This window comes from Streptomyces sp. NPDC058664, assembly GCF_042716635.1.
Lineage (GTDB): Bacteria > Actinomycetota > Actinomycetes > Streptomycetales > Streptomycetaceae > Streptomyces.
Genome location: NZ_JBHXRW010000020.1, coordinates 107182 through 130841, shown reverse-complemented (window position 1 = coordinate 130841; position 23660 = coordinate 107182). Strand labels below are relative to the sequence as shown.

At 69.7% G+C, this 23660-nt stretch carries 30 protein-coding genes, 1 tRNA gene and 3 pseudogenes; 16 read left to right on the top strand and 18 right to left on the bottom strand.

Features of this window, described 5'->3' with window-relative positions:
• Nucleotides 1-5 precede the first annotated feature (5 nt).
• From ACFWUY_RS18525 to ACFWUY_RS18505, 5 genes and pseudogenes are all read right to left on the bottom strand, one after another.
• Nucleotides 6-124 (bottom strand) — tRNA-OTHER (locus ACFWUY_RS18525).
• A gap of 204 nt (nucleotides 125-328) precedes the next feature.
• A complete protein-coding gene (locus tag ACFWUY_RS18520) occupies nucleotides 329-1180 on the bottom strand; it encodes a hypothetical protein (RefSeq protein ID WP_384108817.1) in 852 nt (283 codons plus the stop codon).
• A gap of 206 nt (nucleotides 1181-1386) precedes the next feature.
• Nucleotides 1387-1587 carry a hypothetical protein gene (locus tag ACFWUY_RS18515; protein WP_384108879.1) on the bottom strand — a complete coding sequence of 67 codons (201 nt, stop codon included), beginning with the start codon at nucleotides 1585-1587 and terminating at the stop codon, nucleotides 1387-1389.
• 81 nt (nucleotides 1588-1668) lie between these two features.
• Nucleotides 1669-1785, bottom strand: a pseudogene (locus ACFWUY_RS18510) (DUF3253 domain-containing protein); the annotation flags it as partial.
• A 109-nt stretch (nucleotides 1786-1894) separates the two neighbouring features.
• Nucleotides 1895-2368, bottom strand: a complete 474-nt coding sequence (locus ACFWUY_RS18505) for a MarR family transcriptional regulator (RefSeq protein ID WP_384108814.1) — start codon at nucleotides 2366-2368, stop codon at nucleotides 1895-1897.
• Between the two features lie 421 nt (nucleotides 2369-2789).
• Between ACFWUY_RS18505 and ACFWUY_RS18500 the strand changes: the two genes are divergently transcribed.
• Both ACFWUY_RS18500 and ACFWUY_RS18495 read left to right on the top strand, forming a co-directional pair.
• The gene (locus ACFWUY_RS18500; RefSeq protein WP_384108811.1) at nucleotides 2790-3158 is read left to right on the top strand and encodes a PRC-barrel domain-containing protein; all 369 of its coding nucleotides are present in this window, start codon (nucleotides 2790-2792) and stop codon (nucleotides 3156-3158) included.
• A 107-nt stretch (nucleotides 3159-3265) separates the two neighbouring features.
• Nucleotides 3266-3607 carry a hypothetical protein gene (locus ACFWUY_RS18495; RefSeq protein WP_384108809.1) on the top strand — a complete coding sequence of 114 codons (342 nt, stop codon included), beginning with the start codon at nucleotides 3266-3268 and terminating at the stop codon, nucleotides 3605-3607.
• Nucleotides 3608-3629: 22 nt separating this feature from the next.
• Here the strand turns inward: ACFWUY_RS18495 and ACFWUY_RS18490 are convergent, their stop codons facing one another.
• Both ACFWUY_RS18490 and ACFWUY_RS18485 read right to left on the bottom strand, forming a co-directional pair.
• Nucleotides 3630-3980: a hypothetical protein gene (locus tag ACFWUY_RS18490; protein WP_384108806.1), complete on the bottom strand. Its 351-nt coding sequence runs from the start codon at nucleotides 3978-3980 to the stop codon at nucleotides 3630-3632.
• 57 nt (nucleotides 3981-4037) lie between these two features.
• On the bottom strand, nucleotides 4038-4688 hold the full coding sequence (locus tag ACFWUY_RS18485) for a MarR family winged helix-turn-helix transcriptional regulator (protein WP_384108800.1): 651 nt from the start codon (nucleotides 4686-4688) through the stop codon (nucleotides 4038-4040).
• 101 nt (nucleotides 4689-4789) lie between these two features.
• Here ACFWUY_RS18485 and ACFWUY_RS18480 point away from each other — a divergent pair, with 101 nt between their 5' ends.
• The 3 genes from ACFWUY_RS18480 (at nucleotide 4790) to ACFWUY_RS18470 (ending at nucleotide 7105) form a co-directional block, all read left to right on the top strand.
• Nucleotides 4790-5962 carry a PP2C family protein-serine/threonine phosphatase gene (locus tag ACFWUY_RS18480; protein WP_384108870.1) on the top strand — a complete coding sequence of 391 codons (1173 nt, stop codon included), beginning with the start codon at nucleotides 4790-4792 and terminating at the stop codon, nucleotides 5960-5962.
• 177 nt (nucleotides 5963-6139) lie between these two features.
• Entirely contained in the window at nucleotides 6140-6532 is a 393-nt protein-coding gene (locus ACFWUY_RS18475; RefSeq protein WP_384108793.1) for a DUF2267 domain-containing protein, read from the top strand.
• Between the two features lie 144 nt (nucleotides 6533-6676).
• The gene (locus ACFWUY_RS18470) at nucleotides 6677-7105 is read left to right on the top strand and encodes a hypothetical protein (RefSeq protein WP_384108783.1); all 429 of its coding nucleotides are present in this window, start codon (nucleotides 6677-6679) and stop codon (nucleotides 7103-7105) included.
• Nucleotides 7106-7170: 65 nt separating this feature from the next.
• Here ACFWUY_RS18470 and ACFWUY_RS18465 read toward each other — a convergent pair whose 3' ends face one another.
• From ACFWUY_RS18465 to ACFWUY_RS18455, 3 genes are all read right to left on the bottom strand, one after another.
• Entirely contained in the window at nucleotides 7171-7836 is a 666-nt protein-coding gene (locus ACFWUY_RS18465; RefSeq protein WP_384108779.1) for a hypothetical protein, read from the bottom strand.
• A 194-nt stretch (nucleotides 7837-8030) separates the two neighbouring features.
• Nucleotides 8031-8420 carry a DUF4190 domain-containing protein gene (locus ACFWUY_RS18460; protein ID WP_384108774.1) on the bottom strand — a complete coding sequence of 130 codons (390 nt, stop codon included), beginning with the start codon at nucleotides 8418-8420 and terminating at the stop codon, nucleotides 8031-8033.
• Nucleotides 8421-8533: 113 nt separating this feature from the next.
• Nucleotides 8534-8947: an ATP-binding protein gene (locus tag ACFWUY_RS18455; RefSeq protein WP_384108771.1), complete on the bottom strand. Its 414-nt coding sequence runs from the start codon at nucleotides 8945-8947 to the stop codon at nucleotides 8534-8536.
• A 322-nt stretch (nucleotides 8948-9269) separates the two neighbouring features.
• Between ACFWUY_RS18455 and ACFWUY_RS18450 the strand changes: the two are divergent.
• Nucleotides 9270-9515, top strand: a pseudogene (locus tag ACFWUY_RS18450) (sigma-70 domain-containing protein); the annotation flags it as partial.
• Between the two features lie 73 nt (nucleotides 9516-9588).
• On the opposite strand, the gene ACFWUY_RS18445 reads toward ACFWUY_RS18450, so the two are convergent.
• Nucleotides 9589-9933 (bottom strand): FhaA domain-containing protein, encoded by a 345-nt coding sequence (locus ACFWUY_RS18445; protein WP_384108767.1) that lies wholly within the window; start codon nucleotides 9931-9933, stop codon nucleotides 9589-9591.
• Here ACFWUY_RS18445 and ACFWUY_RS18440 point away from each other — a divergent pair.
• Nucleotides 9877-10308, top strand: coding sequence for a DUF6003 family protein (locus ACFWUY_RS18440; protein ID WP_384108764.1), 432 nt, complete (start codon nucleotides 9877-9879; stop codon nucleotides 10306-10308). The two genes, ACFWUY_RS18445 and ACFWUY_RS18440, sit on opposite strands and share 57 nt — an antisense overlap.
• Nucleotides 10309-10434: 126 nt before the next feature.
• Here ACFWUY_RS18440 and ACFWUY_RS18435 read toward each other — a convergent pair whose 3' ends face one another.
• Nucleotides 10435-10857, bottom strand: coding sequence for an ATP-binding protein (locus ACFWUY_RS18435; RefSeq protein WP_384108760.1), 423 nt, complete (start codon nucleotides 10855-10857; stop codon nucleotides 10435-10437).
• Nucleotides 10858-11229: 372 nt separating this feature from the next.
• Here ACFWUY_RS18435 and ACFWUY_RS18430 point away from each other — a divergent pair, with 372 nt between their 5' ends.
• Genes ACFWUY_RS18430 through ACFWUY_RS18410 form a run of 5 tightly spaced genes read left to right on the top strand, consistent with a single transcriptional unit; the run spans nucleotide 11230 to nucleotide 15365 of the window.
• On the top strand, nucleotides 11230-12141 hold the full coding sequence (locus ACFWUY_RS18430; RefSeq protein ID WP_384108757.1) for an STAS domain-containing protein: 912 nt from the start codon (nucleotides 11230-11232) through the stop codon (nucleotides 12139-12141).
• Nucleotides 12138-12557 (top strand): STAS domain-containing protein, encoded by a 420-nt coding sequence (locus tag ACFWUY_RS18425; RefSeq protein WP_384108750.1) that lies wholly within the window; start codon nucleotides 12138-12140, stop codon nucleotides 12555-12557. Before ACFWUY_RS18430 ends, ACFWUY_RS18425 begins: the two co-directional genes overlap by 4 nt.
• On the top strand, nucleotides 12557-13111 hold the full coding sequence (locus tag ACFWUY_RS18420) for an ATP-binding protein (RefSeq protein ID WP_384108867.1): 555 nt from the start codon (nucleotides 12557-12559) through the stop codon (nucleotides 13109-13111). Before ACFWUY_RS18425 ends, ACFWUY_RS18420 begins: the two co-directional genes overlap by 1 nt.
• Complete coding sequence (locus ACFWUY_RS18415) at nucleotides 13108-14112, top strand: SpoIIE family protein phosphatase (protein WP_384108747.1); 1005 nt, start codon at nucleotides 13108-13110, stop codon at nucleotides 14110-14112. The genes ACFWUY_RS18420 and ACFWUY_RS18415 overlap by 4 nt, the downstream gene beginning before the upstream one ends.
• On the top strand, nucleotides 14109-15365 hold the full coding sequence (locus ACFWUY_RS18410) for a PP2C family protein-serine/threonine phosphatase (RefSeq protein ID WP_384108741.1): 1257 nt from the start codon (nucleotides 14109-14111) through the stop codon (nucleotides 15363-15365). Before ACFWUY_RS18415 ends, ACFWUY_RS18410 begins: the two co-directional genes overlap by 4 nt.
• Before the next feature lie 11 nt (nucleotides 15366-15376).
• On the opposite strand, the gene ACFWUY_RS18405 is transcribed toward ACFWUY_RS18410, so the two are convergent.
• Nucleotides 15377-16354, bottom strand: a complete 978-nt coding sequence (locus tag ACFWUY_RS18405; RefSeq protein ID WP_384108734.1) for a YihY/virulence factor BrkB family protein — start codon at nucleotides 16352-16354, stop codon at nucleotides 15377-15379.
• A 223-nt stretch (nucleotides 16355-16577) separates the two neighbouring features.
• Here ACFWUY_RS18405 and ACFWUY_RS18400 point away from each other — a divergent pair, with 223 nt between their 5' ends.
• Nucleotides 16578-17765 carry a PP2C family protein-serine/threonine phosphatase gene (locus ACFWUY_RS18400; RefSeq protein ID WP_384108731.1) on the top strand — a complete coding sequence of 396 codons (1188 nt, stop codon included), beginning with the start codon at nucleotides 16578-16580 and terminating at the stop codon, nucleotides 17763-17765.
• Here ACFWUY_RS18400 and ACFWUY_RS18395 read toward each other — a convergent pair.
• From ACFWUY_RS18395 to ACFWUY_RS18385, 3 genes are all read right to left on the bottom strand, one after another.
• Entirely contained in the window at nucleotides 17762-18316 is a 555-nt protein-coding gene (locus tag ACFWUY_RS18395) for a MarR family winged helix-turn-helix transcriptional regulator (RefSeq protein ID WP_384108728.1), read from the bottom strand. The two genes, ACFWUY_RS18400 and ACFWUY_RS18395, sit on opposite strands and share 4 nt — an antisense overlap.
• 113 nt (nucleotides 18317-18429) lie before the next feature.
• A complete protein-coding gene (locus tag ACFWUY_RS18390) occupies nucleotides 18430-18825 on the bottom strand; it encodes an STAS domain-containing protein (protein ID WP_384108725.1) in 396 nt (131 codons plus the stop codon).
• Between the two features lie 171 nt (nucleotides 18826-18996).
• Nucleotides 18997-19503, bottom strand: coding sequence for a MarR family transcriptional regulator (locus ACFWUY_RS18385; RefSeq protein ID WP_384108722.1), 507 nt, complete (start codon nucleotides 19501-19503; stop codon nucleotides 18997-18999).
• 98 nt (nucleotides 19504-19601) lie between these two features.
• Between ACFWUY_RS18385 and ACFWUY_RS18380 the strand changes: the two genes are divergently transcribed.
• Nucleotides 19602-20783, top strand: coding sequence for a PP2C family protein-serine/threonine phosphatase (locus ACFWUY_RS18380; protein WP_384108719.1), 1182 nt, complete (start codon nucleotides 19602-19604; stop codon nucleotides 20781-20783).
• A 143-nt stretch (nucleotides 20784-20926) separates the two neighbouring features.
• Here the strand turns inward: ACFWUY_RS18380 and ACFWUY_RS18375 are convergent, their stop codons facing one another.
• Complete coding sequence (locus ACFWUY_RS18375; protein ID WP_384108716.1) at nucleotides 20927-21322, bottom strand: ATP-binding protein; 396 nt, start codon at nucleotides 21320-21322, stop codon at nucleotides 20927-20929.
• Nucleotides 21323-21476: 154 nt separating this feature from the next.
• Here ACFWUY_RS18375 and ACFWUY_RS18370 point away from each other — a divergent pair, with 154 nt between their 5' ends.
• Together ACFWUY_RS18370 and ACFWUY_RS18365 are read left to right on the top strand one after the other, a co-directional pair.
• On the top strand, nucleotides 21477-22256 hold the full coding sequence (locus ACFWUY_RS18370; protein ID WP_384108713.1) for a restriction endonuclease: 780 nt from the start codon (nucleotides 21477-21479) through the stop codon (nucleotides 22254-22256).
• Between the two features lie 122 nt (nucleotides 22257-22378).
• Nucleotides 22379-22642: a WhiB family transcriptional regulator gene (locus ACFWUY_RS18365; RefSeq protein ID WP_384108864.1), complete on the top strand. Its 264-nt coding sequence runs from the start codon at nucleotides 22379-22381 to the stop codon at nucleotides 22640-22642.
• A gap of 21 nt (nucleotides 22643-22663) precedes the next feature.
• Here the strand turns inward: ACFWUY_RS18365 and ACFWUY_RS18360 are convergent.
• Nucleotides 22664-23518: pseudogene (locus ACFWUY_RS18360) on the bottom strand (RNA polymerase sigma factor SigF); the annotation flags it as partial.
• Nucleotides 23519-23660: the final 142 nt, after the last annotated feature.

Genomic DNA, 23660 nt, shown 5'->3' with positions numbered 1-23660 from the left:
GGTTGCGGTGCCGACGGGATTCGAACCCGCGAGACAGACAGGGGCAAGGCCGCCCCGTCTCCGTCACTCGCCGCGGAGGGGCCATCCCCCACGGCGATCGCATTGGACCGCTCTGCCACGGCACGCAACCTGCAGGACCACGCGCGGTCCCACTCCGACTCAGGGTAGAGACATCGTTCGTCGCAGACGAGTCCATATCTGTGACGCGACGACCATCGCGAAGCGGCGGTCCCCTGCGGCTTGAGCGGCAACCGGCCGGCCCCCCTCCACCGTCTTCCACACCACACCACGCCGGACGGCAGCCGGCCAGACAGGCCCGGCGTAACCCTCAGGGGCGCTCGAAGGCCTGGAGCACGCCCCCGATCGAGAAGCACAGTGCGCCGGACAGCGTCCCCCAGTTGGCGATGCCGGTGTTGATCAGGCTTCCGGTGTCCGGCCGGGTGAACGCGGCGAGTGCCGAGACCATGAAGAGCACCGAGCCGAACTGATTCACGGCGACGACCCACCAGCCGAGGCTGCGCGAGCGAAGACAGGGCCAGGGCCGGGACCGATGGCAGATCTCGACGAACGCGAGATGCCCCGACACCAGGAACAGCACGCATCCGACCACGTCGGGCGTCCAGATCAGTCGGTTGATCTGCTGCGTGGTGAGCCCCTGCAGAAAGGAGTCCAGCAGATTGACGGCGAAGACGAGAGTGCCGACGAACAGCACGAACGTGCTCAGCCAGTCCAAACGCATCGGCTCGTATCCCCACCACCTCCAGCCGGCCGTGACAAGTCGACCGCCTTCGGGGGAGTGACGGGGCGCGTTCAGCACCTGCAAGAGCGAGGTGTAACCCCCGATGTTGAAGAACAGGCCCCCCGCGAAGTAGATCGACGCACTCTCGACGGCGTCGCTGCCCGAGCCGAACTGAGCGACGGCGGCTCCGAGCGCGAAGAGTGCTCCGCCGATCACGAACGCGGTCGAGGCGACGGCATTGAGCCTACGGAGGCGGCCGAGGGCCTCGGCGTCGGCAGCGGATGACGTGGTGACCGTGCCACCCTGCGCGCGGACCGACAGCGCCCCGCGTTTCCGCGCGAGCCGCGACTCCCACACCACCGTTGCCCCTTCGGAGCGGTGCCACGTGAGTCGGGTGGTGAACGGTCCTGCACCTTCGGCGCGCTGCTCAGGCTGTCCCACGGCGCGAGCCTAGCTCCGTGTGCAGTGACCGATGAACAGCGAAACGTACCTTTTCGCACTATCGGATCCATCCGCTCCCGTCCTGGAAACGGTGTCTTCAGACGGCCTGTCCCGCGCCTCTGGTGCCGCATCAGGCGACGCGCGTCCTCTGCCGAGCGGGCCCCGCGTGACCGCTCGGCAGAGGGCGAGGCGACGAGCGCACGTGGTCAGTGACGGAATTTGTCTTTCGCGCTTTCCTTGGCCGCCCGGGCCTTGCCACGGGCCTCCAGTGCCGCGCCCTTGGCAGCGGTGCCGTCCTTCCCCATCGCATGGGCAAGCTTTCGCACCATCTTGCCGACGACCTGCTCGGTCGTGGCCTTGGTCTTCTCCCCGGTACTCATGACTGTCCCTTCATCGACACCCACCATGCGGCTGCCCCTTGCGCCGGTAGGAAAACGAATCCGGACCTGTCATGTGGCTCTGGCGTGCGCGACGCATATGGGCCCCGGTCAGCCTGCGCAGCGGATGCGGATGCGGATGCGGATCGGGCCTCGGGCCTCTTCGGGCTCGACGGGGTGGCCGCCCTGGGTGGTCTCCACTTCGGCGGCCGTGGCCAGCCGCCGGGCGGCGCGGCGGCGCGCCGGGCCTGCTCAAGACGCTGCGCGAGCACGATCCGGCCGACTCACGTCCATCACCAAGGCCGTCCTCACCCTCGAGAGGCGACGCTGGTGATCCTCAGTAATCCTCCGTCTGGCCGGATTCGGCGAGTCGAACGGCGTTCGAAAAGGCCAGCAATCCGGCCAGGAGCTCCGTACGCCGTACTGCCGGCATCCGGCTCAGTGCCTCGCCGAAGCACGCGTATCGGCGGGTGAGCAGAGCATCGATCAGCCCGTCTCCCGCTGCGGTCAGGACCAGGCCGATCTCTCGCCGGCTCGTGCGGCCGGGTTCGCGGCGCAACAGGCCGGCTGCTTCGAGGCGATCGCACAACCTGCTGACAGCAGGGGGAGCCGCACCGATTTCAACGGCCATCCGGGTGAGGTTGATGCCCGGCTTGTGCCGCAAGATCATCAGTGCTTCCAGTTGGAGGGCCGACAACCGGGGCGATGCGGTGCGAGATGCCTTCGTCCATGCGGTCACCAAAGCCTCTGCGGCCTCGGTCACCTGGACCGACAGCTCGTGGAGAGGGCCCTGCGGTCCCGCGAGGTCCATACGGACGTCACTCCCATGAACAGTTGTGCACCTCTGGAGGAGGCGGACGCTCTTGCGGCACGCATCGGGCGGATCTGTTCCTTGTCGTCTGCCCGCTCTGCCGAAAGTATTCCTGCCTGAGCGTCGTACTTCCCGGAATGTCCCAACCAGGGTGGTCCTCGAAGAATGCCCTGCCCGGTTCGGTGTGTGATCGGTTCGACGGGGCACCCGGAGTTCCGGAGGTGAATTCATGGTCGAGGCGTTGTGACGGGTCGCGGAAGCTGCTCGGATCTTCGGCCCGGACCAGGACGGGCGGCACCGCTGGTATCGCCGGGAGCCACGTCGGCGAAAGGCCGACTGAACAACAACAACTGAACAACACATGCGCAAGTGCCCCGGGAACGGGGGTGTTCATCGTATGCGGAAAAGGAGTGCGTTTCACATGAGCGAGAACGCGTGGAATTTCGCGGAGACGTCGGGCCATCTGGCGGGCACGGATCTGACCGGGTGGAGGGTCGAGGCGACCGACGGCCACATCGGGAAGGTGGACAAGCACTCCGACGAGGTCGGGGACGCCTACCTGGTGGTCGACACGGGGGTGTGGATCTTCGGCAAGGAGGTGCTGCTCCCGGCGAGCACGGTGACCCGGGTCGATCTCGTCGAGCACACGATCTACGTGGACCGCACCAAGGAACAGATCAAGGCCGCGCCGGAGTTCCACTCGGACAAGCATCTCGCCGACCAGCAGTACCGCGAGGAGATCGGCATCTACTACCGCACCGGCGGCCCCTTCGGCGGCATGCCGGTCTGACCGGACCGATGGACGACGCCGGGCGGTCCGCCCCTCGGGGACGGGCCGCCCCGTGCCGTGGTGGGGTCGACAGCCTGGCACCGGCCCCGGAAGGGAAGTGGAGCGATATGGCCGCGCATACGGCAGAGGGTGAGCCGCGCATCGGCGTTCGGACGTACACAGAAGTCGACCTGGCCCTCGGCCGCGTGGAGGAACGGACGTCGGAGACACCGCAGTTCCGCGCCGGCGCGGCTGCCGCGTACCAGTGGGCGATGAGCCGCACCGAGCGCTCGCCCATCACCGGTGCGGAGGCGTGTGGCAGCCCGGACCTGCCGCTGCTCACCGCCGAAGTGGATGCGGCTCTCGTGCAGTTGGTCGGCCCTGCCATCCCGGAGGACAGCCACGCGTACGTGCGTGGAGCCCACGACGCCCTCGCCTGGATCTGCGGGCAGCGGGACCGGGCCGCCTGACGGGGACGGGTTCCCTCGGGCTTCAGCGTTCGTGAGGAGTGGTGGACGCCTGGAGATCGACGGGTGAGGCGGGCAGTCCGGCGGACTCGTCCGCAGGCACGAGGGAGGGGACCAGCCCGTCCTCCTCCGCCCGGCTGAGCGCGTCGGGAGCATTGCCCGGATCGGGCCTCAGCGACAACGGACGAGGCTTCCGGGCCACCGCGTCGGATGTGTAGGTGCCCAGCTCTTCTCCGTCCGGCCCCACGATGGCGAGCTGCGCGGGGAACCCCGTTCCTCCGGTCACCCGGACGACCGGCACGCCGTCCTCGTGCTCCAGTGCCAGCTTCGCCGCGATGGTGGCGGGAGCGTCGGCGGCAGGCTGTTCCTGTGTCATGAAGCGTCCTGTGTCATGAAGCGTCTCCGGCGAAGAGCTGACGAGGCCAGGTGCACACTAACCGGCGCTATTCGCTTGATCCCGGACATCACCGCCATGCGTCCCCGTGTCTCCAAGGCGTGGGCCTCGGCGCCTGAGCGAGACCCCGGATGCCGCGGAGGACGGACCACCACCCGCTCTGCCCGGACCGGTGCCGGGGGTGGCGTCAGACGGATTCCACGGCGCCGCTGCCACGCGCCCCCCGTTCTTCGGGCCGGTCGCCTCGACGGCCGCGCGGAAGCTGTTCAGGCCTTTCGCGAGGGCGTCCTGGTCCTCGGGCGGCATGGACGTGATGATCTTCAGGAGCCCGAGTTCGCGGCGGGCTCTCAGATCCTTGAGGTAGGTTTCCCCATGGCTCGACAGACGCAGCTCCAGTTCGCGCCGGGTGGCCGGGCTGGGGGAGCGTCTGATGAATCCCAGGGCGTGCAGTCGGTCACACATCCGGCTCACCGAGGAGGGTGCCGAGCCGAGTGCCTCGCCCAAGGTGCGCAGGTTGATTCCCCGGTCACGCTCCAGGACGTAGAGCACGCGCAGCTGTGACGAGGAGACAGGAGCGGTCGGTGCCATGTCCCGGCCCTGGCTCCAGAGCACTTCGAGCAGTTCGATGACCCCACGGGTGGTCTGCGCCACAGCATCCCGATCACGGTGCGGGGAAGTCTCGGAACGCATGCCCTCAACTGTGACACTGCACAATGGCTCTGTCAGTCGCTGAGGCATGAGATTTTCCTCATTCATCTCGGATAGGTGGGAACCCAACGGTGGACAGATTCATGGTCGTGGAACGCGCACTGCGAAGAGCCGCGCCGCACGGCCTTCTCGAAGCGGTTCGGGAGACTCTCACCGCCCACTACGCCGCCGAATCCGTCGACCTGCTCATGGCCGACTACGCGATGACCATACTGCAACCCGTCAGCGCGCTTCCCTATACCGTCGACCCCATCCCTGTCCACACCAGCGCCCCCGGCAGGGCCTTCGGCGCACAGGAGCCATACGTCGAGACCGCCGACGGGACCGACCCGGTGACCGTGCACCTTCCCATCAGCGTGCGAGGGGACCGCATCGGCATCCTCACCGTCGTGCTGCCGGCAGACTCCTACGACCGCGTCACCGCACGGGAACTGGAGGACGTCGCCGAAGTCCTCGGCCACGCCATCGTGGTCGCCGAGCGCGACACCGACGTCTATCTCCAGGCCCGTCGCGCCGACCGCCTCACACTCGCCGCGGAGATGCAGTGGCAGTTGTTGCCAGGCCGCTCCTGCACCCGCCCCGAGTACGAACTCGGTGCCCAGCTCGAACCCGCCTACGCGGTCCACGGTGACAACTTCGACTGGTCCACCTCCGCCGACCACCTCACTCTCACCGTGAGCAACGGCATGGGAGAAGGCATCGAGGCGGCCCTCCTCACCAACCTCGCGATCAACGCGCTGCGAAACGCCCGCCGTGCCGGCCTGTCCCTCGCCGATCAGGCGTTCCTGGCCGACCAGGCCATCTACGGGCAGTACCAGGGAGCCGTCCATCTCTCCGCACTGCTTCTGCGCTTCGACCTGGTGACCGGGGAAACCGAGGTCATCGACGCCGGTTCTCCCAAGATGTGGCGTCTGAGGGAGGGCAAGGCCGAGCCGATGGAACTCGAGGCGCAGCTTCCGCTCGGCATGTTCGAGGACACCATCTACACCGCGCAGCGCTTCCAGGCGGAACCGGGGGACCGGCTCCTCTTCGTCAGTGACGGCGTCTACGACGTGACATCACCGGCGGGCGAGCGCTACAGCGAGCGGGCCCTGGTGCGCGCGATGACCAACACCCGTCTCCTCCCACCGTCACAAGTGCCCCGCGCGGTGCTCCAGGAGCTCTCCGGGCATCGCGGTCCCATCGACGCCGAAGACGATGCGATGGTGCTCTGTCTCGACTGGCACGGCCGCCCGGAGCCGGCACCGGAGCCGTAGTGACTGCCGGAGGAGCCGGACGGTCCGCGCGGCGTGGTGCGCCGTCCGGTCTCGCTCCACCCGCTCGTGTGCCCGGGGCAGGATTACTGCCCGTAATTCCGGGTAGTCGCGTCACTACCCTCCGTGATGGCGGGGGTGTCGAGCCCTTCGTGGGGTCGACCGAGGGAAGGAGCGGCCGTGGAAGAGTCCGTGGAAGTACTGCTTGATCGAGTGCAGGAGCGCGGCGGGTACGCTCACCGGCCGGAAGCGGCCGGGGCGGTGCACAGTGTGCTGGAGGTGCTCGGGGCGCATCTGGTCGGCACCGACCGCACAGACCTCGGCCGTCTGCTTCCGCGCCAATGCGGTCGCCTGCTGATGGACGCGGGAGCGGCGAGTGAGCCGCTCACACCGTCGGGCTTCGTCCAAGCGGTGGCCCTGCGCGACGAGATGGACGTCGCACAGGCGAGGCGTGCCGTCACCGCGGTGCTCGCTTCTGTGGCGGACGTGGTGGACGACGAGCTGCTGCGCCGCATCCTCACGCAGCTGCCGCCGGGGCACGCGGGTTTCTTCGGCCGTGCGGGGCTCGCGTGAACGACCGGCGCCCGTGTTGTGTGCCGATGGTTGGGCGTGCTCGGGCGGGGTAGGGAAGGCCGGTGGCCGACCGGGCCCGTCACCGGCACGGCTCGACGTGCCGGTGCGCAGAGAGAAGGACCAGGCAGAGAGGCGGTTCCCCTCGTGACAACCCCCGAGCGAGAGGCCGTGACCGGTACGGGGACGACGGTCGAGCCACTGCTCGACATCCAGCTGCAGTTGCTCATCCGTCTCCTTGAGACGGAACCGCGTTCGAGCCTGCCGATCACACTCACCATGCCGGGCGGCGTGGTCTGTGGAGACCTCATCACGCAAGAGGCGTGGAAGGCCGAATGGGCGCAGAGCGTGCGTCGACTGGGCGGAAAGGGGGCGCAGTTGATCGCCGACTTTCCCGAGAGCGTCGACCAGGTCGTGGACGAGACGTCCCGCGGGCAGCTGCCCGAGCACCTGCCCCGCTGGGTGCACCTGCGGGACGCGACGCTGAGTACGGCGGTGAAGGGCGCCTTCACCCTGCCGGTATGGCGTGGCAGGCTTGCGGACGTATCGGGGTGGTCGTTGGCCAGGCCTGAGTAGGCACGGCGCACCGCGGCGCGGGACCGTGGCTTCATGGCCCCGCGCGGACTTGTCGGTGGTGGTCCTCAGGTCGTGGGTGCCTGGTAGAGACCCCGACCCGCCCGATGCGCGCGGGAAGTCGCGACCAGGCGGTCCAGGGTGGAGCGTACGGTGTTGATGGCGCCGTTCGAGCCGTCGCGGCCGATCACCGCGGCGACCTCCCTGGCTCGCATGGGCGTACCGGCTTTGCCGGCGAGCACGGCGATCACCTGGTCGGTGAGACCGTCGGCATCGGAAAGGGAAGGTGCGCCTTTCCTCCCGGCCGCCGCCGTGTCATTCGGGACCTTCGCCGCCGCCGTCTCGGTTTCCCCGTCCGTAGCCGGTCGCGCCGCCGGGATGTGCGCCTCGGCCTCGACGCCCGGGACGAAGGCGGTTTTCGCGGCGGACAGCGCCTGCAGGGCGGCGAGGGCCGTGCGCACCGATTCGAGCCGCAGTGTGACTGCCGCGATGTCTTCTTCCAGCGCTGCTCGTCGCTTTTCCAGATACGGCAGTTCCGCCTTGAGCTGAGCGGTGGTGGCTTCGAGATTGTCCGTAGCGGTGGCTGGCGACGGCACAGCGGCCTCCTGCGGGTAGGCATAAGGACAGAGCGCTACGTTGCAGACTATGACCGCGGTGTTGTGATCCGCAAATAACTGATGGCACAGGGGCGGCAGTTGAAGGAATGCAACTGTTGCCGTTCGGCTATAGAGCATGCTCCGGCGCCTTGCGCCAGGCATGCGGTGCGTGCCGGGACCGCCCCAGGTCGGACGTCTCGATAGCAAACGGGCGTGTCGACCACGCGCGGGTGCGGCGTCGGCACCGCGAGAAGCGGCCGGCCCGGCTCCGCGTCGCACGGAGCCGGGCCGCCTTCGGTCCGCCCGGTGTGATCCCACGGGCGGAAAGCGAGTCAGTCGTTCATCTCGTTGCCGAAGTCCTTCGCGCACGCGTCGCGCTCACTCTGCGAGTTGGCGCGTTCGACGCAGTCGTCGAAGTTCTTGAACTCGTCCGAGTCGAGGATCGACGCGCCGATGGCGAGGATGACGGCGGAGGCGATCATTCCCAGGGCGCCGAGAACGGCACCGATGAGGGACATCCTGCCGTGTCGGCCGCGCCCGGCGCGGACCTTGCGCGCGCCGATGATGCCGAACACCAGGGCCAGAAGGCCGAGCACGAGGCCACCGAAGACGGTCCAGAAGAGAAGGATCGCCGCGATGCCGAGGACGAGCGAGGCGATCGCCAGACCGCTGCTCCGCTTCCCGCCCGTGGCCGGGGCGGTCTGCGCGGAATCGCTCGGCATCGCAGGGTGGTCGGAGAAGGACACGCCATCACACTCATCTCTGTTGCCGTTCCAACGAGTTGTCTTCGTGCCATGTGCCCGGGGGCGGGCGATGAATGCGTTGTCAACCGGTGTTATCGGGGGAGGACGGCTCGGACGGTCTTGCCGCTCGGCTTCGTGGTGACGGTGACGGCTGTGGCCAGGTCGCGCACCATGGGCCAGCCGAAGCCGCCGGTACCGCCGGTGAAGTCGGGCGTCCGTTCCTGCGGCGGCCGGGGGTCCGAGTCGGTGACGTCGACGGTGATCGAGTCCGTCCGGACCTGAAGGCGCAGGGAGCCCGCGGCACCTCGTGCGTGGCGTACGGCGTTCGTGACGAGTTCGGACACCACGAGTTCGACGGTCGCGACGGCCTGCGCGTCCATCGTCGGGTGGAGCGTGCTCATGAACGTACGGGCGGTTTCCCGAGCCTGTGCGACGGCTTCCGGTCGCTTGGTGAAAGCCATGTGGTCCGGTGGTCCGGTGTTCAGGCGCACGGTGCGTGTCCGCATGAGCCCCTCCTCGTACGGCATGGACGATGTCTGAGACGCACACTTGCCCCGAAACGGACTTGTCACACTCCGCGACGTCGCGGCGGAGTGATGCACAGGGGGAGTGTGACGTGTGGATGCGGGGGTAAGCGTGACTGACCGGCCTGTCGGGGGACGACACGGGCCGGTGGACAGGGGAGGGCGAACATGACGACGACCACCAGGAGATTCACCGGCACCGCCGTCACGGGGCTGCCGGTCATCGTCTCCCCGCGGACGGTCGCGCCGAAGGGCGCCCGCGATCCGACGAGGATGTTCCTCGGCCGGCTCGCCACGGGTGCGGTTCGCCTCGTTCGCCGTGCCGTACATCGTGGGTGGGAGCAAGCGGTTCTTCCGTGACACTTCCTGGGCCGTGCACGTTCCGCGTCGCCTCCGGGAGGCACGCGTCGGACTCGCCCGGGCCACCGAGGAAATCGGCCCCCGGCTCGGTCGCGCTCCCAAGGCCGGCGAACTCGCGGCACTGATGAACCTCACCGAGGAAGAGGTCGTCGAAGCTCGCATCGCCTCCAACGGCTACAGCGCGACCTCACACGTCTCCCGCCTCCTGTCGTGAACCCTGGCGCGGCTTCGGGAAGGAACGAACACCACTGACTGACGTCGTGTCAGGCCGGTGCGATGCGGCTGTGGACCCGGAACCGGACGGTCGCCTCGCCCGCCGCGGGCCGGAGAACGACGGCAACCCGTCCGACGAAGCTGTAACCCTGCTCGGCGGCATGCCGGCACACGACGTTCACGAGGCAGGGCTCCAGCGGTACATCGCAGGCCGTGAGCCGGCGGTGGATCTCCGGGAGCAGCTCGATCACGAAGGTGTTGGGAATCACGACACGCTGTCTGCTCAGGATCAAGGCATTGTCGTCACACTGCCGACGCAGTATCGCCACGAGTTCCTCGTGTCGCTGTTTCGGAGGGAGGAGCAGGGACCAGAGCGGTGTCGTCCATCGTTCCATGACGTGTTCCGCGGTTCTGAGAAGGTGCATCATCTGCCCCTGCCCGACCCTCTGCTCCCCACGCTCACCCGAGAGAGTGACGCCACGATCTCTTCGGATCAGGTCAGGATCCTGCCTGCCGAGGCGGAGACGTTCATCCCCGAGGGTGCGGAGCGGCTGCCGCTCCCTCTGGGTGAGGACGAAGCGCTCCGGGTGCAGCAGGAGTGCTCGCCCCAGTCCGTCACGGACATGGAGAGTGAGCTGCTCGACTTCCGGGAGACGACCCAGGACCGGGAGGCGCTCGTCCACCGTGCGTTGACGGCGGGCATTCCCGCTCCGCGCATCGTCGGGTTGACCGGTGTCGACCCTCATGACATCGGCCGCCTGGCCATGTGACCCCTCTCGAGCAGCGGCGTGGTCCGGGCCCGCGGTCCGGTCCCGGCCTCCTTGCCGGTGAGCTCGCTCCGGAGCAGGGCATCGCTTCGGGCCGGCGTGCGGGCGGCTGCGGAGCACCGGGTCGGCTCACCCCAACGGCACCAGTGCGTGGACGGACTTCCCGCCGGGCGCGGGCGTGATGGTGACGTCCTTGCTGAGGCGCCGGACGAGCCGCAGGCCGAATCCTCCGGGACGCGGTCCTCCCGCATCGGCGGCAGTGTCGGTGGGTCGGTCCCGGTTGCGGTCCGTGACCGTGATCCAGAGGCCTTCGTCGGCGACGGACAGCGTGAAGGCGCGGACGCCGCCACCGTGTCGGATGGCGTTGGTGACCAGTTCGGAGGTCACCAGCAGTGCGTCGGCGAGGACGATGTCCTCGCCCGTCGCCGGCCGCTCCTGGGAGAACCGCTCCTCGAGGATGCCGCGTACCTGGTCACGGGCCATGGCCGCCGTCACCTCACGACGCTGCTCCAGGGTCTCCTTCCGGACGGTGACCGTCTCACCCGTTGTCATGAAGGGAACCCCCTGCTCGGCCTCTTGGTGTACACATGGTGTGCATCTGCCCGCTGAGACCGTTTGCACACGGTAAGTGCCGTTCTGGTTGCATCAGTGCCGCCGGCAGGCCGAGGGCCGCACGGGTCGGACCGCCGCCTCCGTGCCCACCGGTCCCACCTGTGCATACGCCCACACCGGTGCGGAGAGATCTTCGGTGGGCTGCCGTTGACCTGTGACGTAGGGCGAGGCGCGGTGGCGTGCCCCGCCTGTCCGCGCGCGTGCTCGGCTTCGGCGGCCGGGGCTGCTCGAATAGTTGTCGTACGGCTACCATCTTGGGCGAGTCGTCGATGCGGCTGGATCATGCAGGCAGAGGGCGTCTGAGAGGCGAAGATGAGTTCCACCGAGTCCGTCGTGCGGGATCGTCTGGCTGAGGTGCTGACGCGGCGCGGCGCCGATATCGCCGACCGATGGGTACAGCTGCAGCAGGAGCGTGCCGATCCCGACGGGCAGCCCGTGCACGAGGCCGAACTGCGCGAAGAGGCCGACGCGCTCGTCGCCGCTCTGAGCACGGGCATGGGGAGCGACGTCCCGGTCGACCACGTGGTCACCCTGCAGCGTGAACTGCGGGAGACGGTCGTCGACATGTCGCTGCGCCGGGCGAGGAGAGGGGCGCTTCCCACGGCCACCTCGCTGGCGGTGCTGGGGCTCAAGGAAGCTCTCCTGGAGGCCGTGCGGCAGGAGTCGTTCGAGACGGACGATCTGTACGAGGCCGCTGTGCTGATCAACCGGGCTCTGGACGCGGCGAGCGCGTTGTCGTTCGAGACGTACGTCGAGGGCCGCGAGGAGATCATCCGGCGGCAGAGCCGGCAGCTGCTCGAGGCGTCGACGCCGGTGGTGCGGCTGTGGCGGCACGTTCTGGCCGTTCCGCTGATCGGCAACCTCGACACGGCCCGTAGCCAGGTCGTGATGGAGAGCCTCCTCGAGGCCATCCAGAAGGAGGAGGCGCTGGTCGCGATCATCGACATCACCGGTGTCGCCACCGTGGACACCTCCGTCGCCCAGCACCTCATGCAGACCGTGAAGGCGGTGCGGCTGATGGGCGCCGAGTGCATCGTCAGCGGTATCCGGCCGGCGATCGCCCAGACCGTCGTCCAGTTGGGCATCGACCTGTCGGACATCCTGACCCGTGCCAGCCTCGCGGACGCGCTGGCGACCGCCATGCAACTGACCCGGCAGGAGCCCGCCACGGGTGCCGTGGGCGCGGTGCAAGGGGGGACCGGGCACGGGCAGGTGGAGCGATGAGCCGACCGGAAGCCGCCCGTGTGCCGATCCTGCGACTGGGAGACACCCTGGTCACCGGACTGCTCAGCGAACTGGACGACACGTCGGCCGTCGCGCTGGCCGAGGAGCTGACCACCCGCATCGCGGACGACGGCGCGCGGGGCGTCCTCGTGGACATCTCACGGGTGCAGATCATCGACTCGTTCGTCGCGCGTGCCTTGATGGAACTCAGCACGATGGCCCAGTTGCTGGGGGCGCGGGTGATCGTCGCGGGAATGAACCCGGCCGTGGCCGTGACACTGGTGGAGCTGGGGATCGACCTCACCGGCGTCGAGACGGCGCTCAACGCCGAGCAGGGCATGGCTGCCCTGGGCTGGTCGAAGACCGGCCCGGGACCGGTGCCGGGGCAACCGACGGTGGATGGGATGTCAGCGTGATGCGCTCCGAGGAGTCAGGGCCGACACGGTCAGGCGGACCACCCAGGAGGGCAGGGAGCGCCACGGCGACGGCGACGGGCGCGCAGGTCGGAGCCCAGCGAGGCTCCCTCGCCGCCTCCCGCGACCCGAGGGGCGCCGGAGGTACGAACGGCAGCACCCCCTTCGAGTGCCACGTGCGGACCGAGGAGGACCTGCTGCGGGCCCGTCATGCCGTGCGGGCCGCGACACAGGAGCTCGGGTTCAGCCTCGTGGACCAGACGAGGATCGTCACCGCGGCGAGCGAGCTGGCCCGTAACGCCTTCGTCCACGGAGGCGGCGGCGTGCTCTCCATCGAGAGGCTGCGGCGGGCCGGCGCGACGGGTCTGTGCCTGACCGTCCGGGACGAGGGCCCCGGCATCGCGGACCTGGAAGGGGCGCTCACGGACGGATTCACCACCGGCGGGGGACTGGGTCACGGACTGGGAGGAGCGCGGCGCCTCATGCACGAGTTCGAGGTGCGCTCCGCGCCCGGTCAGGGCACCACGGTGATCGCCGTCCGGTGGTCCGACCGGTGACTCCTCTCCCGTATCCGCGGCCGCCCACCGTCCACGTGCCGATCGACCACTACAGCGCCGTGCACCTGGCCACCACCCACGCCCGGGAGATGGCCGTGCGCTGCGGCATGGAGGCGTCGTGGCCCGACCGGGCAGCCGCGGTGGCGAGCGAGTTGGCCAGCAACCTGGACAAGCACGCGACCGACGGGATCGTCTACCTGCAGCCGCTGCCGATGGGGGAGGGGCTGGAGATCCTCGCCGTCGACCGCGGCCCCGGCATGGCCGAGCTCCAGCGGTGTCTGACCGACGGGTACACCACCACGGGCACCCTGGGCACCGGCCTCGGGGCGGTGGGCCGAGTGGCCACCGATTTCCTCATCCGCACCGAGGTGCCGGAGGGAACGGTCACATCGGCCCGTATCAGCGCCGTCGGCGGAACGACCGCCCCGGGCACGGGCATGGTGTGCCTGCCCGCCGACGGCGAGCAGGAGTGCGGTGACGGCTGTGCCGTGTTCGAAACGGACGGTGGCCTCACGGCCGCTGTCGTGGACGGTCTGGGCCACGGAGAGGCGGCGGCCCGGGCGACCCGAAGCGCCCTGCACGTCTTCCGCGACATGAGCGACCAGCCGCTCCCCGACATCATGCGGTCGCTGCACCGGTCCCTGCGCCGCACCCGGGGCGCCGCCGTCGGCCTGGTCCGACTCACGCCCGGAGGCGTGGAGTTCTGCGGAGTCGGTAACATCCGGCTGTGCCTGTTGTCCGTCCACCACGTCCGGCGCCGTCTCGACGGCAGGCCGGGAGTCGTCGGATGGAACCTGCCCACACCGCAGGTGCAGACCGCGGCCGTGGAACCGGGCCAGATCCTCCTGGCGCACTCGGACGGCATCGAGTCCCGCTGGTCGCACGACCCGTCCCCCTTCCTGCTCCGCCTTCCTGCCGAACTGCTGCCGGCAGCAGTGGCCCACCGCCACCGCCGGTCACGAGACGACGCCACCGCACTCAGCCTCACGGGACTGCGATGATCGAACACACCTACGGCGAAAACCTGTTGTCCACCCTGTCCGAGGTGCGGCGGGCCGTGCGCCGCCTCGCCGGCCTGTACGGGCTCCCGGCGGGGACCCGCGCCCGGCTCACCGCCTCCGTCGTGGCGGTGGCCCGGGCCGGCCTGGAGAACGGGCAGAGCCTCCGTATCGCCGCCCGGCGCGGACCGCGGGAGGAACCGGCCGGCCCCGACACGCCGACACTCGTCCTCACCCTCTCCCTGCCGAGCGGCCCCGGGAGCCTGGCGAAGCTGCCGCTTCCCCCCGTCACCACCGAAGGCGGAGTCGAGTGGCGCATCGCTCTCCCCTCGCCTCGGGAGGTCACGGAGGCGGCCGCCTCCGACGAGGCGGTCGAGGAAGAAGCGGTCGAGGAAGAACTGGCCGCCCTCCTGACGGACCTCGACGCCCTGGCCGCCGACCACCAGCAGCTGAAGGCCGAACTCGACGAGACCAACAGCGGCGTCCTCGCCCTCTACGTCCAGCTCGAGGAACGCGACGAGCAACTGCGCCGTGCCCACGGGCAGATGCTGCGCGAGCTGGAGGACGCCCTGAGGCCCGCGCCGCTGAGCGTCCCGGGCCTCGAACTCGCCGTCCACTACGCACCCGCCGACACCGACGCCCCCACCGGTGGTGACCTGTACGACTGGTTCGTCCTTCCCGACGGCAGCGTCCACATCACGGTCGTCGACGCGCTGGGCCACGGAGTGGGCAGCACCCGGGCCGCGCTCGACGTCACCCACACCGTGCGTACGCTCGCGCTGGACGGCTACCCGATGAAAGCCATCGTCGGGCGCGCCAGCGAAGTCCTCAACGGCATGGATCCCCAGCTGATGGCGACCGTGCTGCTGGCCCGGATCAACCCCGCCAGCGGGGAACTGCTCCTGGCCAACGGCAGCCACCCCCCGGCCCTCGTCGTACGGACCGACGGGCCGACCGAGTACCTCGAAGTACCCGGCCGCGGCGTGGGATACCCCCTCCCGGGCAGCGAGCAGGTCCTGCACAGTCATCTCCGCCCGGGTGACCTGCTGATGCTCTACACCGACGGTCTGACCGAGAGCCGCAGGGACCCCCTGGAGGGCGAACAGCGCCTCGCCGCATCGGCCACCCGCAACGCGGGACGGCCCATCCACGAGATTCCCGGCGCCATCGCCGACGACATGCACACCGTGGTCCACCACCCCGACGACACCCTGGCCCTCACGCTGCGTCGCCCGGACGGTGCTTCCGGCCGCTGAACGTCCGCGCGTCAGGAGTCCGGGCCGGGGTCCGGGTGGACCGGTTCGGAGATCCGGGCGCGTGCGGCTTCCAGCTGAGCGGCGAAGGCGACGCCGAGGAACAGGGCGACGCCGGTGAGATTCGCCCACAGGAGCAGGGCGACGAAGGCGGTGAGCGGGCCGTACACGGCGCCGAACGAGCCGCTGTACTCCACGTAGAGGGCCAGTAGCCAGGTCGCGGCGATCCACAGGACGAGATGGACGGCCGATCCGAAGGCCAGCCACGTGTAGCCGGGTTGGCGGCGGCGCGGGGCCCAGCGGAGGATCACCGCCGAGGCGATCACCGCCAGGGCGACGCCGGCGGGGATCTGCGCCCAGTTCCACCACTGCGGCAGGCCCGACGCGGCGTCGGAGGCGGTGCCGGACGCGGTGACGACGGCCTCGGCGAGGGTGTCGCCGGCCACGAGAACGAGGAACCCGGCTGCCATCGGCATCCCTGCCCCCACGGTCAGCAGCAGACTCCTGCCGTACTTGCGGGCGAAGGGCCGGTCGCGTTCGATCCCGTAGATCCGGTTCGTGCCGCGTTCGATCTGTGCCATGGCCGACACCAGGCTCAGCACGGCGAAGCCGAGCCCCAGCCACATCGCCAGCGCGCCGGCCGCGTCGGTGCCGGCGCTGCGGCGCCCCGTGGCGAGGACGTCTTCGATCAGAGCGGAACTGGCACCCGGGGCGATCTGGGTGAGGGCGAGCTCGACCGTCCGGCCGATGCCGTCGGAGTGCAGGGTGGACGCCACCCCGACCAGCGCGATCACGAAGGGCACCACGGCGAGTGCGAGCTGGAAGGCCAGGGCGCGGGAGTGGCTGAAGCCGTCGGCGTACCGGAACCGGAGGAAGGCGTCGGTCAGGAGCGTGCGCCCGCCGTACCGTCTCAGGGCCGTCCATGCCTCGTCCCCGGAGAGCTCGTCGCCGGCCATGTCCCGGGTCTGCGGCACGCGCACAGCCGATCCCATGTTCCACCTCTGTCTTCAGCCGTCGGTCTCCGCCGCGTGTGCTCGTTGTGCACCTCTACCCGGGCAGCGGTCGAATATAATTGCCGTGTAACAAATGTTGTGTTGGTTTCGTACAATGAGGTTGTGACTGTGCCGCGGTCCGTCGGTACGCTGGCCTGTGAGGGAGCGTGCGTGGCCCTGGCCTGCCGGGCCTGGCTCCCGGCACATAGAGAAGCTGGATGACGTGGACAAATTTGCCGCTGTCGAGCGGGCTCTGCGTAGCGCTGCACCGCACACCCTGCTGAACGTGGTGACCGTCGCGCTCATGGAGCAGTACGGCGCCGAGCGTGTCGAACTCCGTCTGGCGGACTACGGGATGCGCTCGCTGCAGGCTGTGGAGAGCGTGCCCTACACGACCGAGCCGGTGCTCATCCACGGCTCACCGCAGGGACGGGCTTTCGGCGCTCAGGAACCGTGTGTGACGCGGGGCAACGGCTCCTTCGACGTCCACCTGCCCGTCACCATCCGCGGCGACCGGATGGGCGTGCTGACCGTCACGCTGCCGGAGGACCGCTACGCGCAGTCGCTGCTGCCCGAGATCCAGCACGTCTGTCAGGCCCTCGGTCACGAGATCCTGGTCGCCGAACGTGACACCGACCTGTACGTCCTGGCCCGTCGCGCGGCCCGGCTCACCCTCGCGGCGGAGATGCAGTGGCAACTCCTGCCCGGGCGCTCCTGCGTACGGCCCGAGTTCGCCCTGGGCGCCCACCTGGAGCCGGCCTACGCCATCTTCGGCGACAACTACGACTGGTCCGCCTCGGCCAACCACCTGACACTGACGGTCACCAACGGCATGGGGGAGGGCATCGAGGCCGCCCTGCTCACGAACCTCGCCGTCAACGCCCTGCGCAACGCGCGTCGGGCGGGCCTGGACCTGGCGGGGCAGGCGGCGCTGGCGGACCAGGCGGTGTACGCCCAGTACCGAGGCAGTGCGTACGTCTCGGTACTGCTGCTGCGCTTCGACCTCGACACCGGCGAGGTCGAAGCGGTGGACGCCGGCTCCCCTCGCATGTGGCGGCTGCGGGAGCGTTCGGTCGACGCCATCTCCTTCGACGCGCAGCTGCCGCTCGGCATGTTCGAGGACACGGTCTACGTCCCCGAGCGGTTCACCGTGGAGCCGGGTGACCGTCTGCTGTTCGGAAGCGACGGTGTGTACGAGGCGTCCTCCCCGGTGGGGGAGCGTTACGGAGAGAGGGCCCTGGCCCGTTCCCTGCTGTCCACCAGACTGCTGCCCCCTGCGCAGGTGCCGGGCGCGGTTCTGCGTGAACTCGCCGGGTACCACGGGGAGACGCCCCTGGACGACGACGCGCTCGTCGTCTGCCTCGACTGGCACGGGCGGCCGGAGGGCGGGGAGGCGGGCGAGGCTTTTTAGCGCTCCTGGGTGCCTCTCGGGGGTGCTCCTCGCCGGTCGGTCTCAGACGCTCCGCGGTGAGGTGCGTGGCGCGGAGTGCGCTCGCGCGCGGTTCCGGGGTCTTCCAGGGCCTCACGAAAGGCCCTGAGGCCGTCCAGCAGTGCGTCGCGGGCGGCGGGCGGCATGTTCTGGATCGGCGCCAGGAGGATCTCCTGCCGCAGTGCCCGCAGCTCGGCCAGGTGGGCCTTGCCGCGGTCGGTCAGGCAGAGCATGAGTTCGCGGCGGCTCACCCGGCTGGGGACGCGCTCGACGAAGCCCATCGCCTCCAGACGGTCGCAGAGTCGGCTCACCGAGGGAGGGGCGGCCCCCAGGAGGTGGCCCAGGCGGCGGAGGTTCATCCCCTCCTCCCGCTCCAGGCAGTACAGGACCCGTAGCTGGGAGGCGGAGACCGACGAGGAGGCGGTGACGTCATTGCTCCGTCCCCACAGGACTTCGAGCAGTTCGATGACGGCACTCGCGGCCTGGGCCGCGCCTTTGGCGGGTTTCGGACGGGGGGCGGGATCTGTGCTCATGCCGGGACGCTCCGCTTCACTCCGGACCGCAACCATATCTCTCCTGTCCCGGGGAGCCGGGGACAGCCGCGTACGTCCGGACGTGTGGGAGGCGGCCGGTGCCCCGGGTGGGATCACGAAGGCGGAGGGGGCCACAGGGGCCGCTCGTCCCCGGGTACGGCGGCCAGCGCCCGGCTCACGGAGGGGAAGCGGCGGAGAGCCTTGCCCGTGCCGCTGACCGTCAGCGTGCGCATGACCTGGGAGCCCACCCCGGAGAGCAGGAGCCGGCCCTCCATGTGCCGGCAGAGCCAGTTCAGTGACAGCAGGCAGTTCAGGCCGCGGGAATCGCAGAAGGCGAGAGCGGTCAGGTCCAGGACCAGGTACCGGTGCCCGTCGGCGACCCGCCTTCCGGCCTGGTCGAGCAGGTCCGTCTCGGTCCGCAGGTCCAGCTCTCCTGTCACCCGCAGGACGGCGCACGAGCCGCCCGCCAGCAGTTCCGTGACGATGATCCGGTCCTTGTCGCCGTACACGCAGTCTCCCTGGCCAGCTTACGACAACCCACGTCAACAGTTGCCACAAAACAACTGTATCCTTGTGGCAACGCTATGGGTCGGACTGCGGGGCGCCGACAGTGACGTCCCGGCATCGGAAAGTGAGAAGACGGGAGTGCGAATCGACTGGGCAGTCCTCGTCCGGCGAGGTCAGGCGGACCGGACGCTCTCGACCGAAGGGGATCGCTGCGGGACGTCGCCCGCATCGTTGAGCGCGTCCTGGAAACTCGTCAGCCCCTTCAGCAGCGCGTTGCGCGCCGACGGAGCCATCGAGTCGATGACCGCCAGGAGCGCCTCCTGCCGCTGGGCCCTCAGGTCGTGCAGGTACGCCTTGCCCCGCGTTGTCAGGTGGAGCTCCAGCTCGCGTCGGCTGACCGGGCTCGGAAGCCGCTGGACGAACCCCAGCGCCTCCAGCCGGTCGCACAGGCGGCTCACGGACGGGGGAGCGGAACCCAGCACCTTGCCCAGCGTGCGCAGGTTGATGCCCTCGTCCCGGTCGAGGCAGTACAGAACGCGCAGCTGGGACGCCGAGACGGGGGTCGAGGACACCATGTCCTTGCCACGCTCCCACAGGACTTCCAGGAGCTCGATGAGCTCGCGGGCCGCCTGGGCGGTCTCCTGTGGCCGACGCTGAGAAGAAGTGGGGTTCGCGTCCATGTCTAGTGACACTCCCAATCAGACGTCTTCGACCGACGGCGCTGCGTGTGCGCCACGTTTCCAGTCTCCACATCTCTCCAGAAAGCGGTAATGGTTCGGTGGAACGACGTGTGATGGTGGAACGCGCCTTGCGCGGAGCACCGCCCCATGGCCTTCTGGACTCCCTCCGTACTCACCTTGCGCAGCACTTCGCGGCGACCGCGGTCGACCTGCTGCTGATCGACTACGGGTTGAGCAGCCTCCGCGCCTTCGGTCACCGCGACGCCGTTCGAGGGCCGGTTCCCGTGGAGGCGAGCCCGGCGGGCACGGTCTTCTCCGAGCAGCAACCATATCTTTCCACCGGAGCGGACCTCACGGTGACGGCGTATCTTCCCGTGGCGGTACGTGGTGAGCGGTATGGGGTCCTGGTGGTCACGCTGCCGCAGGGCCACGAACCGCCCGAGGTCCTCCTCGACCACCTCGGTGCCATCGCCCAGATGCTGGGGCATGCCCTGCGGGTGGCCGAACGGCACACCGATGTGTACCGCGAAGCACGGCGGAACGCCCCGCTCACCCTGTCCGCGGAGATGCAGTGGGAGCTGATGCCGGGGCGCTCGTGTTCGCGCGAGGAGTTCGACCTTCACGCGCACGGCGAACCCGCCTACGCCTCCGGGGGACACCTCTTCGACTGGTCGGCCTCGGCGGACCAGCTCACGCTGGTCGTCGCCAACAGCGCCGGAACGGATGCCGAGGCCGTCCTGGTGAACAACCTCGCTCTCAACGCGATCCGCAACGCCCGCCGCGCCGGCCTCGACCTCGCCGGCCAGGCGGCCTTGGCCGACCAGGCCTTGTACGGGCAGCACCGCGGCACGAGGCATCTGTCGACCCTGCTGATGTGCTTCGACCTGCGCACCGGAGCGGCGCAGATCGTCGACGCCGGCTCCCCGAGCGTCTGGCGCGTGTCCGGGCGGACGGCGTGGCGGGTGGAACTGGAGAGCCAGCTCCCGCTGGGCATGTTCGAGGACACCGTCTACACCGCCCAGCATCTGAGGACCCGGCCCCGGGAGAGGCTGCTGTTCGTCGCCTGCGGTCCTGAGCTGCCGGCATCGCACCCGGCCCACGCGGACTTCGACCGGGCCGTGAGCCGGGCGATCGCCCGCGCGGGTCACCTCCCCGGCGCGGACACCCCCAGGGCCGTCCTGCGCGAACTCGCCGAGCAGGGAGCCGCACCGGACGGCGGACTCGTGCTCTGCCTCGACCTCCGCGGACCGTCGGCGGGCGGCCCGGAACGGAAGGGGTAGGTCTGCGGGGCGCGTTGGCGGGCGGGTGGAGGCGCCACCGCCTGGGCCGTCACGGGGTTTCCACGCTCGCGTACCGGTCGGCCGCGTAAGGGTGGTGCTCGTCCGTCCGCATCGCCGGCTCGGCGGTCGCGTGACCGAGTGCCTCAGGTCACAGGGGGAGAAGGGGCCTTGAGGATGTGGGCCCAGACGCGCTTGCCGTCCTCACGGCTGTCGACACCCCAGCCCGCGGCCAGGTGGTCGAGAAGGTGGAGTCCGAAACCGCCGGTCGCGGTCGTGACACCGGGCGCTCGCTGAGCGGGCCGGGCAGGGCTCTCGTCGCGGACGGCGATGCGAGCGCCGTCGGGTATGGGCTCGAGGTGGAGCCAGGCGTCCGTGCCGGCGTGACGGTGGGCGTTGGTCACGAGCTCGGACACGAGGAGCACGGCGACCTCGATGCGGTCCGTCGGCCAGCCCCAGGTGCCGAGCGCGGTGGCGGTGAGGTCACGGGCACGGGCGAAGGCGCCCGTCTCCAGCGGAATGTGCCAGGTATGCCCGCTCATGTCCATCCCATCCACCAGGGTCCTGGGTCACGCACTCAGAAAACGTCGGATGGAAGGGTACCCGCAACCGTCGCGGCGGACCGGGTTTCGGCCAGGTGGGAAGTGCGGCCGAGGCGGGGTTGTGCGAAGTGGCTTCGCGGGGCATACGGCAGCCATGAGTGATCTTGACGCGGTCGCCCGCGGTGGCGATATGACCGTCTCCCTCGGACGGTCGGCACGTGAGAAACGGAGCGCGGCCTTCAGTCTGCGACAGCTGGTCCTGGCCCTCGGGCTCGCCGCCATCGCCCTGTGCGCGGTCGGACTGACGCTGAAGCTGACCGTCAGGACGGTGACGGAACGCCCTGGCACGGCACTGACCGGGGTCCTGCTTCTCGGCTGCCTCGTCGCCCTGATGGGAAGCAGGCGCCGCCGCCGTGCCGCGGGCCGTGTCGCGTCGAGCCTCGACGGCCTCGCCCACCGCATGGCGGAGGTGCCCGTCCCGCCCGCCGAACCTTGCTCCTCACCGGTGGCCGTGGACGGCGAAGTGCCCGGTGCGTCCGAAGCGTTCCGGGCCGAGGACCTCGCCGCGATGGACCCGGACGGCTTCGAGCAGGCCGTCGCCGCGCTGTGCGAGCGCGACGGCTGCCGGGACGTCCACGTCGTGGGAGGCGCGGGCGACCTGGGCGCCGATGTCGTCGCCACGACACCCGACGGACAGCGCGTCGTCATCCAGTGCAAGCGCTACGGCCCCTTGAACAAGGTCGGTTCCCAGGACGTACAACGCTTCGGTGGCACCTGCTTCTCGATTCACGAGGCCCAGGTGGCAGCCGTCGTGACCACCGGCGAGTTCACACAGCCGGCGGCCGAATACGCCCAGCAGTGCGGGATCCGCTGCGTGGACCACCGTGAGCTCGTCGCATGGACCGAGGGCACGGGCCCCGCTCCCTGGGACTGAGAAGGCGAAGACCGGGCGCCTGCGGGCGTTTGCGCTCGGCGTTGCCGGTGAGACGGAGAGGACCACGGCCGCGGTGCGCACTGCGACGGTGAGACACGCGACAACGAGGAGGAACGGCGATCATGACCGACTGGCGCATCAAGGCCGTCTGCCGCGAGGAGGAGGACCCCGACCTCTTCTTCCCCGTCGGCAGCACGGGACCGGCTTCGCTCCAGGCGCAGGAGGCGAAGACGGTGTGCCGCCGATGCCCGGTTCGGCGGCAGTGTCTGGCCTGGGCCATGGAGGAACGACAGGACTTCGGCGTATGGGGCGGTCTGGACGAGGCGGAACGCCGTGCACTCCGGCGCCGCACCGCACGCGCGGCCCTGATCGTCGGCGGTGAGTGACGCCGTCGGTGATCGCCAGTCGGTGGTCAGCAGGCCTTCGCGGAGGGAGGCGAGGGCGCGGGAGAGCAGGCGTGAGACGTGCATCTGGCTGAGGCCGAGCCGCTCACCGATCTGTACCTGGGTCAGCTCGTCGACGAAGCGGAAGTGGAGGATCCGCCGGTCGCGCTCCTTCAGGGCGGTGATGAGGGGAGCGAGGGCGTGGAAGTCCTCGACCCTTTCCATGGCGGGGTCCTCCGCGCCGATGAGGTCCGCGAAGGCGTCCTCGCCGTCGGGCGCGCCGGTCCCGCCGATGGGGGCGTCGAGCGAGGAGGAGGTGTAGCCGTTGGCGGCGATCCTGGCCTCGATGACCTCCTCCTCCGAGAGGTTCATCAGGGCGGCGAGCTCGCTGACCTTGGGGGCGCGGCCCAGACGGCTGCTGAGTTCGTCGGTGGCCTTGGCCAGTTCGACGCGGGCCTCCTGGAGCCGGCGCGGGACATGGACCGCCCAGGAGGTGTCGCGGAAGAACCGCTTGATCTCCCCGACGATGTACGGCACGGCGAAGGTGGTGAACTCCACCTCGCGCGACAGGTCGAACCGGTCGATGGCCTTGATGAGGCCGATCATTCCGACCTGCGTGATGTCCTCCATGTCGTCGCCCCGGCCGCGGAAGCGTCCGGCGGCGTACCGCACGAGCGACATGTTCATCTCGATCAAGGTGTTGCGCGCGTACTGGTAGTCGTGCGTGCCTTCCTCGAGTACGGCGAGCTGGTCGAAGAACAGCTTGGAGAGCGAGCGGGCATCCTTGGGGGCCACCTTGTGCGGCGCCGCCACCTCGGGCAGTTCCGGGGCCTTCACCGTAGCCGCGGTCGTCGATGCGGGCGGTGCCGTCACGCTCATGTTCGTTCCCCATCCCTAGGCGCCCGCCGACCGGCGCGGTCCGGGCGATGAGCGCCGTATACCCCGAGAACCGAGGTGTATGTACGCCGGTCGCAGAAAGATCATCGTAGCCCGTGAGCGGTGGCCAGGGGCCCGGGAGTCA